Here is a 13,466-nt window from a genome sequence, read left to right as displayed (position 1 = left end):
AAAGCTAAGAAAGGTCTTTGTATATTTCTTATTTGACCCACAAACACCTTACCACCTTTATTTATATTCATATATTTTTTATAGTTATCACATATAACAACATTGAATCAAAAAAACTTAAAAAGATAGATTTAAACCTATCCAAAGCAAGCCTCGTATAAGTTCAAAAAAATCACAATAATAAATTATGAAAAATTTAATTTAAAACAAAAGAAAATAAAAAATAATGATAAAATTTATATTTTTTGTTTTTTTCCCGAATATTGATTTTTTCATAAGTTAATCTAAATTTACGCATCTACATTTCAGGCTAAATACACCTGATTTCAGATAATAACTGCAACACTCATAGAAAGGTGTAGAGAAGGAAGCAAACTGCCGAAAGTGGCACGTCCTTCTCGCCAAAGAAACAAGCGTTACTACTGTGAGTTATCAGCAGCTGACCGAGGGAAGAAGATACCAAGTTACGGCCCTTTAAGAACCAAGAATTCCAATCTTTGAAATAGCAAAAAAAGTGAAGTGCCAACGTGCAACGGTGTATCTATAAAGCTCTTGGGAGCTAGGCGCAAACGCAAATGGCAATATGTAAAAAAGGGTATGGATTTAAGACAAGTAACAGATGAAAATATTCGGCTCGCTCAATCAAGGTTTAACTACCCCTCCAGAAAGTGTTTAGGGTTCAAGCAACCAGCAATTATTTTTAAATAACAAGGTTATGGCTGCTTGATATTAAAGAGTGTCGCACTTCGGAGTTTAATTCAGGCATTTAATCAAGAAAAAAGCCCTAGCATTTCTGCTAGGGCTTATATATTTAGAACTCGATCGCCTTTAAGATTACACTACAACCTCTCTAGTGAACTTGATACATCGCAGATGAAGTAGAAATAAGTAAATTGAGCTTCCCTTGTTCATCTAATCTAACCTTTAATGCATCTTTTGAAGGCCTACCAAGTAAATTTGGGCTTCGGCTTATTTTATTACCAGAAGAGTCTGTAAATAATACGTTCGAATGTGTAGCATTGCTCCAACTATCAACACTTTGAGTCGCAAATATAAGCTGTTGGTGGTTTTTAGTTGCTGGAGAAACCGTAAAATCAATGACATTTTCATTCAGTGCTTTTTTATGCACCTGCTCGAACCCATCGCCATTAACTTCATACACTATAAGTGATAAGTTACTATCTGAGTAATACTCATCTTCATTATATAAACATGCAACTTCTAGCTCAGCATCACTATCAAAATTAAAATACTCTACCTGAGTACACCTTTGATCTAATTTACTTTTCTCAGAAAAACCGCCATTAGAGAATGAGAGTAAAGTTAATTCATCAGACGCTACCACCATATTTACAGCATCATTTTCAGCAAGACTAAAATCTTTTATCTGGCCAGAAACTACAAAACTAGATAGTAAAGTTTGGTTATTTACATCCACAACTTTGACATTACTTCGCGTGCTATAAATTGCATCAGGAATATTGTCACCATTTATGTCAGCAGCATCAACACCAACCAATCTGTCATTAGAATCAATTGGCAACTCATAAGAAATATCATAAGTAGTAAGGTCCATCACCCCCAAAGATGTACTATAAAGTGCTGTATTCGGGAGCAATAACTCTGAAAAACCGTCATTGTCAAAGTCAGCAGTAATTGTGGCTTGATCGTCATTCCAATTAGTTGAAATTTCATCTGATGGGGTGAATTCACCATTTTCTGTCATCTGAACTACACGTCCACCATCATAGCCAGAGTTGCTATTTGGCACATAGAAAATGGCTTTTTCAATATTTCCAGCCCCTTCAGCCCACCCTGCTGATACAAAGCTATCAAGCTGAGGTGCTATTTGCTCTTGTCTGACCGAAACGCTATCGCTATTGATATCCGCCGTGACTAACTTATCAGCACCTGAATCATAAATGCCAGAACCCCATATGATTTCAAGTTTTCCGTCATTATCACTATCACCTACCTGAAATGATGCTGTATCATTGTCTACCGAATCAGCATTCCACAGCTCGGTAAGTGCATTTTCACTATCATATTTATAGGCATGCAATTTACCCCATTGGCATTGTCCAATAATAAGTTCATCACTTGCATCATTATCTAGATTAGCGGCGGCTATTTTACAATTATTATTGTAACTATCTAAACTAGCAAGTTGCGCTTTATCAACTGCGGAATAAACAGTTACGCCATAGCTACTGCCAATAATTTCATCAATACCATCGCCATTGATATCAGCAAGAATAAAGTGGTTTTCACCGAACGCATTGCTACTTAACCATTGGTTTTCCCAAGTTGCGCTATCGTATACTAGACCTGAGTCTACAATAAGCTCTACGTTTTCGTCTGTATCGACATTACCAAAACTCACGATGTTTGCGCTGTCTAAAACAGTTTCAAATAATGGCTCATCTGGGTTTTCTAAAGAATATACAGCAAGCGTTCTTGCTGAATAATAGCTATCTTCATGCTGAAGCAAAACAGCCAACTCAGGCACACCATCGTTATTTATATCTCTAAATGCGCCAGACACGGCCTCTTTTTCGAAACTTAAGAGTGTGCGAGCTTCTGAATTTAAATCATCAATAACACTCAAACCAGATCCTGTAAGAACATAAATTTCCTTCTCAGAATCGTTATCTGTATTAGCCGCAAAAACGCTCTTAATAGTGCTATTTTCAGCAAGTGAATAAGGATATAACCACTTTTGCTCGGGGGTTTGATTGTTATATGTGATTAACATCACCCGATTTGAATTATCGGTCGTAAGTATTTCATTCTTTTTGTCACCGTCAAAGTCATCAATTATGAAATTGTTTTGCATTTTAGGAACTTCGACACCTGAGCGTGCAATCGGTAATGATTTTTGAGAGTTAACTTTAACGCTAAGACTCACCTCACTCGGATTTGACTCATCTCCAGTTGCAAAAGTAAAGAAATAGTCCTGAGATGAAAACAACATTTCAGATGGCGTAGTCCAAGTTATTTGGCCATTTTCGTCAACTGTGACGCCTTCTGGAGAAGCAATTAATGCATCTGTTTGAGCCGCTAGCTTATTGTCTGGATCAACAACTTTAGCAGTAAACACAACACGCTGATCCGGAGAAATGGCGTCCGGAAGACCCGTTACTTCAACGAAATTTGGAGCATCTGATAAAGTAATTGACGTTCGATAACTAAGAACTGAACTCGCTCCATCAGATACCTTCATCGCGACTTCTAATACATCGCCAAAAACTGCAATCCCTGCTGGCAGCGTATTCGTGTATTGCCCTTCGACTAATTCGTCATTAACATACCACTCGAAGCTAACAGTCAAGTCTTCTATCGGTGTATCTTCATCCCAATAATTACCAGCTTCAACGGTGATAGGCATTGTCGTATCTGGCATGTAACCGGCATAGTAAGGGCTATCTGCCGCAGGTGGTAATGACATAATATCAAGTGGCACTGGGTTAAGATTTGTTTGATTACCAAATACAAATTCGTGAATATTCGTGATATATGTGCCTAAGTCATGTTGATTATCTAAGTCGGTGTCTAGATAATAAATAGGAAAACTGTTCGAAAATGAAATAGTGGCACTTGAATTCTTGCCAGTAAACTTAATTTCACCACTTCTAAAACTTGGCGAATAACCTGTTAAATCTTTTGCATTAACAGTCAAAATGCCAGAGTTGTTAAACTTAATGGTGCCTGACAAGTTTAGCTCGTCAGTCCTGTCATCAATTGAGTCATCGTTAGCACTTAGCTGAGAGACAATTTGATCACCATTTTGATTCTCGAGAAGAATGTTATGAGTAACATTGACAGAGCCATTATGAACACCTAGGTCACTTTGAGCCGCCTTTAAACTTCCAGTTAACTTTTGCGACTCACCCTCGGAGAACATTTCAAGCGCATCGAAGTAAATACCGAGCTCGTTGGTGTCAACTGAGCTTTTGACAGTAATACTGCCTGTAATAGTCGTGTTGGAATAATTAGAGCAATTAGTAAATTTCGCAGAAATTTCGCCTTCACCAGATTCCTTTACAGAACCAGAATAATTAACTGTACCACCATTTGCACAGCGCTCCGTACCACTTATTGTTCCATCACTTTTAACATGATTTTCAATACTGGGAAAATCAAAATCTGTAAATGAGGTAGCCGAATCATCGAGCATGTAAACAAAAGCTTTTTGAACAAGCTCAGGAGTTATCTCTGCCTTACTTTCTTGACCGGTATATCGGCTCTGAACAAGTGAATTCGCAGCTGATTCTAACTCAGCAAATGTTTTGCCTTTTGAATTCTGCAGAGTATCAGATGCAACGCTCGCTGCTGATGGCTCATCACCTCCAGATCCACCACCGCAACCTGCCAGTACTATTGATAAAGCGAACGCGATAGATGAATGTTTAAATTTTTTCATACTTTTAAAGTCCTTTTAGGCCTTCCATTGATTAAAAAATAATTGTACCCAAAAACAAAGTGATTATCAAAATTACATAAATAAAGTGATGGAATAACCGCCAGAAATGGAATTGAAAATCCTGAGATGTGAAAATAAATGAAGCTATATTGAAAGTAGGTTTTACTATTGTTTATATCTAGGGTTATAGGTGTGCTTTATATTAAACTATATTAATTACAAACCTAGCAATTACATTGCAATGAAAGTGAAGCAGTCACTATTAGTATGTTAAAAGTTCAAATCTTGCTATACCTCTACAAACTTCTTTTTATTGGTGTTTAGACTAGCTAAGCCTAAACGCTTCTAATAACCTCACTAACTCAGCTGATTGACCTTTCAACTTGTTTGCAGCAACTTCAGCATTTTGCGTATCAGATAGAGACCGCTTACTCGAGTCATCTACTTTTACAATCTCTTTCGACATATCAGCTGCTACCCTTGCTTGCTCTTCAGTATCGATAGCAATAGATTGGATCATACCAGCAATTTCTTGCGCACCACTGACAATTTCATTCAGCGAACCACCGGCTTGCTGAGCAAGATCAACACTATTGTTAACTTGTTCAACGCTTACATTCATCGCATTTACTGCAACCTGTGTTTTATCTTGAATGGCTTGCACTGTCGAAGATACTTCACCAGTGGCTTTTGTAGTGCGCTCTGCAAGTGTTCTTACTTCATCTGCAACAACAGCAAACCCTCGGCCTTGCTCACCGGCTCTGGCAGCCTCGATAGCTGCGTTCAAGGCAAGTAAATTCGTTTGCTCTGCAATACTACCAATTACTCCAATAACATCACCGATTTGCGCACTTAAATCACCCAAGCTAGTAATAGTACTCGCCGTTTTTTGTACTTCGCTTGCTGCATTCGTAATTTCATCCACTGTCAGTCGTACAACACCTCCACCTTGATCAGCCAAATCACGGGCACTTTCAGCGTGTTCTGCTGCATCTTTGGCTCGCTGTGCCACTTCAGCTACCGTAGCACTCATTCGGCCAATTTCATCTGCAATAATGGTTGATTGTTCAGAACTACTTTGACTTAAATTGGCTATTCTTTGATTTATCTCAGCGATGTCTTCACCTGATAACTCCACGTTGCTAGCCACCTGTTCAACATTACGAATTAGATTGCTCAAAGACTCTACCATTTCATTTGATGCATTAGCCAAACCGTCAATTTCATCTTTACCCTCATGAACCAACGGCTGTAAAGATAAGTTACCCCTTGCTGTTTCAGTAGCAACATTTAAAACATTAGTAATTCTTGATGAAATTGAATTACTTAAAATAAAAGCTACCACGCCACTGCCAACGGCTGCCAAAGTTGTAAGAACAAAAATAATGGTTAGCATGCCACGCATATCTTCATCAAGTTTTATCAATGCTCTTTCAGCATCGGCCTTCTCTTCGTTTGTCGATTTGTCTAAAATCGCTTCCATTTTTTCAAACAAAACAACTTCAAGCTCATGCACAACAGCAATTGATTTTGATTTTGCACTTGGGTCAAAACGTTTGAAAACCTCATGTGCCTCTTTATATAACTCATCGTGCAACTGCTTAATTTTGTTCAGATTGGTGACTTCAGCGGGCTTTCTCTCTAATGGTCTTAACAGCTCTAAGTACTTGATGAATCTTTTTGAAGCTTCTTCAAAAGCTTCTTTTTCATCTAGTTCACCAGTCATAAATTCAGTGAGAGATGCAAGCATATCGCCTTTTTCATCGACCATTTCTAAATATAAACGTACGCCCGGTAAATCATCAGAAACGGCTTCAACGATATCTGTGGTCTTCAAGGCATCAGCGAATTCCTCTTCTTTAAGCCTATCAAGCAATGTTTCAAGCTCTGCCCCCACTGAGTTTTCGAGCTTATCAACAAACTCAAAAGCCCACCTTTCCGTAACAGGATCATAAACACTGAACACTTCTCTTTCTGCTCTAGTTTTGAATTCATTAACAATACGTTCAATCTCTGCCATTTTTGCTCTGTCAGATTCTGTCGCTGATTCAAGAGGCCTTAAACTTTTGAATACATCCATGAATTCATCGTAGTTGTCATAAAACTCAGCTTTTTTGCTCTCATTGCCAACAACATAATCGAGTAACTCAACATGCATATCACCGATTTCATCCATCAGCTGTAAGTAATAAATAGCTGCGGGAACATCATCACTGTGAACTTCTTCTGTGACTTCAGATAGTGATGTAACTTGCATCCAAGTCACTGCACTTGAGATGACCATTAACATGACAATTATGCCAAAAGAGAGGTAGAGTTTTTTATCTAGTTTCATGTGATGCAACTTTATTTACATTGTCTAGAAAGGCTTCTCACCATAAAAAGGCAATCTTAGCGAAGGCTATCCTAACCTATTACCTAGTGTGAAATCACATAACACGAGTGGTAGCGTCCATGTTGAATCATTATGCTTGCTATTATTGTATGAGAGAAATCAGTCTATCGAGTTACATATAACTTAGTCTAAAAAAACAATGTTTCAAGAATCGACCTCTTTACTCACATTTAATGCGACGTGTAACTATGACTGGCAAACATTTTAGATACAATCAATAAGGGCGCAGAAGTTTGAGGGCATTTCAATATAAAAAGAGATGGTTCGAAGGTGCACCAATTACTGAAGTGCACCTTATTTTACTTAACATTATCTACAGATATCGAGTAAATGTCTGAATTAGCATAGTAAATCGAGTTATACAACAGCTTGTCGTTCTGCCAGTCAAAGTCGCTGGTATCTGAAGTGATGAGCAGCTTTTGCTTTTGTACTAGCTCATCATACTGATATAGCTGATATCTTCGAGACTTAGCTTTTTGCCAAAGCCATAGATTATCCTGCTTCTGCAAGTTAAATCTATTTTGAACAACAAATGGTATTGCTTGAATTTTTTCAGATTTCACAAGAGCAAAGTCAATACCGGTAAAGTATGTGCCATGGGCGTCTTGCCATATTATATCTTCTGCAATGGTTGAGAATGAAACAAACTGCCATTTAGGATCTTCACTCGATAACTTATCATCACGAATATCATAATAATGTACTCGCCATTTATCAGCACCTTTTAGACTAAATGCTATTGTATGAACATCTTTTACAGACAAGCCGCTAATTTCTACTTGTGGTATTTTCAGCTGTTTAATTCTGCCACTGTTTAACGATATTTTGAAAAGTCCATCCTGCGTTAGTGCAAAAATAAATCGACCATCAAATGACCATTTTAAATCGATAAAATATTGTGCTTTGTTAAACTTAGAGAGCATGACTCTGCGCTGAGTATTAAACTCATATAGCCACACTTGCTCACTTCCCGTTGCCAAACTGATATACGCAATTCTGTTATCGTTATAAGAGAATCGTGCAAGACGCTCGTCAACAGAGGTCGCTGCCAATGTTTGTGTAACAGCATTGTTCATAGAGTAATATGTAATATTGCGATCTTGAGCCCCCGTGCTAAACAAGTATCCCTGACCGTCAGAATGACGGTTTAAGCCAAATAACGGATGACTATTGGAGTAAAGAACTACTCTATCCTGCCCTTCTAAGTCATAACTCACAATTTCATTTGCTGGGTAGCCTTCAAGCAAAGTAATTCGTTCGCCTGAGTGGTCCCAAACAGCGCCTCCCTCACTGTCAAACAATTGATAAAAAGCATTTTTCTCTATATCAATTACATATAGTCCAGTCGACAATTGCTTATCAACTGCGCTGATCAAGAGTTTATTTTTTGTAGGGTGCAAATCGAACTGACTGTACCCTCCAAGACCCGCCAGCGGCTGCCGAAGTCTAGTTATTTTCCTGTTTGATATTTGAAAAGAATATAGATAGAAAGGCCCGCCAGGATAGGTAGACTCATTAAAAATAAGTAAATCTTCATCATGAGTGAAAATAATTTTCCCATAACTGCCTGAACGACAGTTGTGTATTAGCTCTGGTGTACCTAACTTACCGTTTCCAAAGCTTCTCATGAAATATTGGCAGCTATTTGAAGTGGTAGTGAGATAAATAAATGCCTTACCATCTTTGCGCCAAACACCTGGCCCCTCCCAAGTTTCAGGTCCATGCTCTATGGTTTCAACATTTTCGGTATGTAGTGTTTTTAATTTTAAACTGATGTTCCCATCATTCACTTCGGTGAATAGAAGGAAATTGCCATCAGAAGATAAATGAGGATTTAACTCTAAGCCAGGTTCACGAGTTATCGCGTTGACATCTGTTAAAAGTTGAATCGTTGATTTCTGGTTATAGTGAAATATACAGTATAAAGCGATGAGTAAAATAATAGCAAAAATACCGGATATCGGCATCAATACTGTTTTATATTCCCCAATTGGTAAACCAAAACCTTGAATCTGTGTTTGACTACTCGATATATGCTCTAGCGTATTGACAGGTGCAATAAATTGATACCCTTTTTTTGGATAAGTAACAATATACTTAGGACTTCTAGGATCATCTTTTAGTGCTTTTCTCAATTTTGTGATCACACGGTTAACTGCATTATCAGTTACGATCCGCCCTTGCCACACCTGCTCAATTAACTCATCTCTAGACACCAACACTTTTGGGTTTGAACAGAAAAAACGCAGTACTTCCGAAACCATAGGCTCAAGCTGTGTCTTGTTATCATCACAAGTTAAAGTAAGGGTTTGATCACAAAACGTAATTTCGCCAATTTTCCAATGCATCACATCTCTTTTATTATTATTAAGTGATTGTATTTATTGATTAATATTTTCAGGCATAAAAAATCATAAAAAGTTATTTTATTATCAATACTTTAAAAAAAACCAAAATAAACTGATTCCGATTATTAAGAATTAGGAAAACAGTAATGTGCATTTTATCTAAAAATGTTGCGAAAGTAATTGCTTTAATCGCCATTTTATTAGCTATGAGCTTACCTTATCCAGGCCAGGCTGTAGAAGAACATATTTCGTTACCAACAAGCCTTATGAAAAAACTATATGCTGATGATATTAATATCACTCATATTGCTGATTCTGAATTGTTTTTTAGCTCATTACTGCCATTAATTAAACAACTACCAACTGAATTAGTTTCGAAGCAATCAAATAGTATACAGATCAACTTAAATTTAATTTTACAAGACTTCGAAGCATTGAACGCTCAGCTTTATGCTGAACAACAAACAAGAATAGACTTCAGCGAATTCCAAAAATGGTACATTGCAAGTATTCAAAAGAGTTCCCCTTCAACGCTCAGACAGTTAATCACGAACAAACTAAACCCATTAAGCTATGCTGCACTATTTCAATATGAACATAATCTAAACAACACTTACAAGAATAAACGCCAGCAACTTACTAATCTTATTAATGAAATAAGGGATACAAAAACGCTCAATACCCAACAATTAATTCATCTTGCATCGAGCACTATGGACCTTAAAATCATGACAAGCGTCTATGTCATTGCACACCCATTGATTCAAAAAAAGTGGCAAAAGGATTTCATTATCGAACCCTCACGCTTGATCACGACAACTCAAGGGGTTGAACACACAGCGACCATCGTAAGGCCGAAAAATATTGATAAATCATACACAAGCGCATTTCAATTTACGATTTACGCTGATGAGAGCCGGCATATAAAAACAGCCAAATATGCTGCTTTAAATGGGTATATCGGTATTGTTGTCAATTCCCGTGGTAAACGACTAAGTAAAAATAAAATTGAACCATGGGTCAATGAAGGGATAGACGCACATAGGATCATAGATTGGATTAGCAAACAAAGCTGGAGTGATGGTCAAGTGGTGATGTATGGTGGCAGCTACAATGGCTTTACCCAGTGGGCAGCAGCAAAATACAAGCATCCTGCATTAAAAGCCATTGCTCCTTATTCTGCAGCACACCCAGCCCTTGGTTTACCTATGGAAAACAACATATTCTTAACAGCCAATTACCAGTGGGGATTTCACGTCACAAATAATAAAACCATGGACAACAGTGAGTATGCAAACAGAGATCATTGGAACAACTTAAACAAAACGTTATTTAACAGTGGTCGGGCTTTCAAAGATATAGATAAAATTGAAGGACGCCCAAACCCCTTGTTTCAAAAATTATTAAAGCACCCGAGTTTTGATGGTTACTACAAAGCCATGGTCCCTTTTGGCGAAGAGTTTGCTGACATCACAATTCCAGTGCTCTCAATCACAGGTTATTTTGATGGAGGGCAAATATCCGCTATTCATTTTATGAACGAGCACTATAAATATAATCCAAAAGCAAATCACAGCCTACTAATTGGCCCCTATGACCACTGGACTGCGCAAGCTGTGCCAAACAGCCATGTTACAAATTACAAACTTGACCCAATCGCGTTACAAAAAGACACTGAAAAAGTGGTATTTGAATGGTTTGACCATGTTTTAAATAGTGCACCAGTCCCCGATCTTGTAAAAAATAAAGTTAACTACCAACTGATGGGAAATAATACTTGGCACCACGTTGACAGTTACGAGCAACTAAACCAGCAAGGTATAGATTTTTACTTAGGCAACCCCTCTAAGAGCAAGTACCAGTCTTTATTAAAACAAAAGCCAAACCCTATTGCGCAGCATACTCAAGTTGTTGACCTTGCTGATAGAAAAGTACAGCATAATATTGACTATATGAACGTGATACTACCAGAACTGCCTGATGAAACTGGGGTTGTATTTGTTTCTGACGAATTTGAGCAAGATATGCAATACGCTGGTGCACCGTCAGGCCACGTATTTATCTCAATTAACAAAAAGGACGTAGATATTGGCTTTAATCTTTATCAACTTATGCCTGACGGTCAAACATTTCATCTGGCCCATTATCGCAGTCGAGCAAGTTATGCAAATAACAGCTCAAAACGCCAACTGCTTACACCAAACCAAAAAACCAAGCTCCCGTTAGTGAATACTCGTATGACTGCAAGAAAGTTAATAAAAGGCAGCAAATTAGCACTGGTACTGGATGTGAATAAAAATGAGCACGCTCAAGTCAACATGGGTACGGGCAAGGATGTCAGCGTCGAAACCATTGAAGATGCAAAAGAACCTTTGATATTAAATTGGTTTGCAGATTCGAAAATTCACCTTCCGATCGCACCACTATAAATTGTGAATTTTAACACTTATGAAAAAACTAGCTCGATTTGCGGTCTAAGTCATCGAGCTAAAAACTAATTAATAAATACCACAACGTCAAGTAAGTAGATTAACGCTAATAATATTGTGCGGATGTTTGAACATGGGCGTTCAAAGACCAACAAGCATGCTTCATAAAAGACATAGTAATGATCGGAAACACCTCATTCTAAGCTGAAGTCATACAGAACCTAATAATTTAATTTATCGATATTTAATGTTGCCAAAAGTTAGTGCTATTCAGCCTATTAATACTTTTAAATCAATGAACGTTATGTATAAAATCAGATAAATTTTCGTCTCTTGATGGTATATCAAGCTGTGAAAATTTTGTAGCTAAATGCATTTATTAGTAACGATTATAAACAGGTTAAATATTGAGTAAACGTAAGAACCCATATGGCATTCCTAAAGCCCTTTATGGAGCCAATAAAAGTAAGCACTTTTTCAAAGAAAATACCAAACTAGAACAAAAAGATATTTATCAATTAGCTGTCACGCATTATGACATTAATGAGCATAATTGCTGCGTTAAAAAAGCACATGTAAACAACAGTATTACCCGACAACTGCAACCTACTTGTCATGACCTCGACGAGCTAGAAAGAACTGTCTTGCCAGACCCAAGTAATCGGGTGCGCTTGGCATCCAAAAAACATTTCATACGGTGCTATCAATGCCACAAGTTTGTTCGAAATCCCCACCCAACCTATCTATTTTGTTGTTACAAGTGTGGCGCTCTAAATCAAAAGTACCGACACTTTAGTCGACAATTGACCAACCATACTGCTTTAGTTACCGGAGGAAGAACAAAATTAGGACACCAAATTGCACTCAAGTTACTCCGTGCTGATTGCCAGTATGTGATCGTTACAACCCGTAACACTGAATCTGCTAAGCAAGTATTTTCAAAATACCCTGACTACGATGTTTGGAAAGACAGCCTTATATTACTAGCGCTTGATTTGGATACTGACAACTTAGACTTCTCTCTTGATAATCTAAAAGCAAAACTATCGATGATCAAGTCTTTAGATATCTTAGTAAATTGCGCAGCACAAACTATTAGGGCACGAGACAAGTCAGAACAATATGGCTCAACAAGTAACACTGAAAGTGAAGTTGAAACAAATCGCTATGGCGACCCTAAATTTGTAAGTAATACACATACGAATAGCTGGCATATGCGACTAAATGATTTCCAACAACAAGAGTCTGAAGAGTGCTACCGAATTAATGCAGTTGCTCCGACACTGTTAATTCAAAAGCTAACCCCCTTGCTAAAGAAATCTTTAGTTTCGCCCTACATTATCAACGTACACGCTAGAGAAGGCGTATTTAATACCAAAAAAGCAGATTTACACCTACAAACAAACATGGCCAAAGCTGCGCTACATATGCTGACCAAATGTTTAGCACGAAAGCCTGATTTACTTACAGAATCAGGAAAACGTTTTGCAGTGCACGGCTGCGATCCAGGTTGGTTTTCAGTCGATGAGTATTATGAAGATGATAGGCCATGGGTGGTACCACCTTTAGATGAAATTGATGGTGCTGCAAGGATATTATTTCCATTGTTCGCGAAGTTGCCAGGTTGCAGCCCGACACGTAGGCATTTTTACCAGCTCTCTTACTAAGTTAAGTATCGTTATAACTTGTTTATACCTAAACTTAAATTTCTAAGTAAAAAGATAATGCACTACATAAAAGCCCGAACAACCTCTGCAAGGGCTTTATCATCATTGCGGTTCTTGCCCTATGACGTAACTTTTTAACTCGCAAACTTAAACTTATCCGCCCACTTCAACGGGATTATTTTCCTTAACTGAGTCTAGCAATAT

5 protein-coding genes and 2 pseudogenes are annotated in these 13,466 nt (G+C 37.7%); 4 read left to right on the top strand and 3 right to left on the bottom strand.

Features of this window, described 5'->3' with window-relative positions:
* Positions 1-424 precede the first annotated feature (424 nt).
* Together QNM16_RS26475 and QNM16_RS03975 are read left to right on the top strand one after the other, a co-directional pair.
* A pseudogene (locus QNM16_RS26475) lies at positions 425-541 on the top strand (IS30 family transposase); the annotation flags it as partial.
* Between the two features lie 38 nt (positions 542-579).
* A pseudogene (locus tag QNM16_RS03975) lies at positions 580-708 on the top strand (IS30 family transposase); the annotation flags it as partial.
* A gap of 142 nt (positions 709-850) precedes the next feature.
* Here the strand turns inward: QNM16_RS03975 and QNM16_RS03970 are convergent.
* The 3 genes from QNM16_RS03970 to QNM16_RS03960 form a co-directional block, all read right to left on the bottom strand.
* Positions 851-4,423 (bottom strand): hypothetical protein, encoded by a 3,573-nt coding sequence (locus tag QNM16_RS03970; RefSeq protein WP_284019291.1) that lies wholly within the window; start codon positions 4,421-4,423, stop codon positions 851-853.
* 325 nt (positions 4,424-4,748) lie between these two features.
* On the bottom strand, positions 4,749-6,758 hold the full coding sequence (locus tag QNM16_RS03965) for a methyl-accepting chemotaxis protein (protein WP_284019290.1): 2,010 nt from the start codon (positions 6,756-6,758) through the stop codon (positions 4,749-4,751).
* A gap of 359 nt (positions 6,759-7,117) precedes the next feature.
* Positions 7,118-9,166 carry a winged helix-turn-helix domain-containing protein gene (locus QNM16_RS03960; RefSeq protein ID WP_284019289.1) on the bottom strand — a complete coding sequence of 683 codons (2,049 nt, stop codon included), beginning with the start codon at positions 9,164-9,166 and terminating at the stop codon, positions 7,118-7,120.
* A 146-nt stretch (positions 9,167-9,312) separates the two neighbouring features.
* On the opposite strand from QNM16_RS03960, the gene QNM16_RS03955 reads away from it, so the two are divergent.
* Together QNM16_RS03955 and QNM16_RS03950 are read left to right on the top strand one after the other, a co-directional pair.
* A complete protein-coding gene (locus tag QNM16_RS03955; RefSeq protein ID WP_284019288.1) occupies positions 9,313-11,595 on the top strand; it encodes a CocE/NonD family hydrolase in 2,283 nt (760 codons plus the stop codon).
* A gap of 407 nt (positions 11,596-12,002) precedes the next feature.
* Positions 12,003-13,262 carry an SDR family NAD(P)-dependent oxidoreductase gene (locus QNM16_RS03950; protein WP_284019287.1) on the top strand — a complete coding sequence of 420 codons (1,260 nt, stop codon included), beginning with the start codon at positions 12,003-12,005 and terminating at the stop codon, positions 13,260-13,262.
* Positions 13,263-13,466: the final 204 nt, after the last annotated feature.

This window comes from Pseudoalteromonas umbrosa (genome assembly GCF_030125375.1).
In the GTDB taxonomy this organism is placed as follows: domain Bacteria; phylum Pseudomonadota; class Gammaproteobacteria; order Enterobacterales; family Alteromonadaceae; genus Pseudoalteromonas; species Pseudoalteromonas umbrosa.
The sequence above is the reverse complement of the archived record's forward strand: the minus strand, read 5'-3'. Positions and strand labels throughout refer to the sequence as shown.

Bases quoted from the DNA above. Each gene is read 5' to 3' on its own strand.
- QNM16_RS03970 (WP_284019291.1), bottom strand. From the start codon at position 4,423: ATGAAAAAATTTAAACATTCATCTATCGCGTTCGCTTTATCAATAGTA.
- QNM16_RS03965 (WP_284019290.1), bottom strand. From the start codon at position 6,758: ATGAAACTAGATAAAAAACTCTACCTCTCTTTTGGCATAATTGTCATG.
- QNM16_RS03960 (WP_284019289.1), bottom strand. From the start codon at position 9,166: ATGCATTGGAAAATTGGCGAAATTACGTTTTGTGATCAAACCCTTACT.
- QNM16_RS03955 (WP_284019288.1), top strand. From the start codon at position 9,313: ATGTGCATTTTATCTAAAAATGTTGCGAAAGTAATTGCTTTAATCGCC.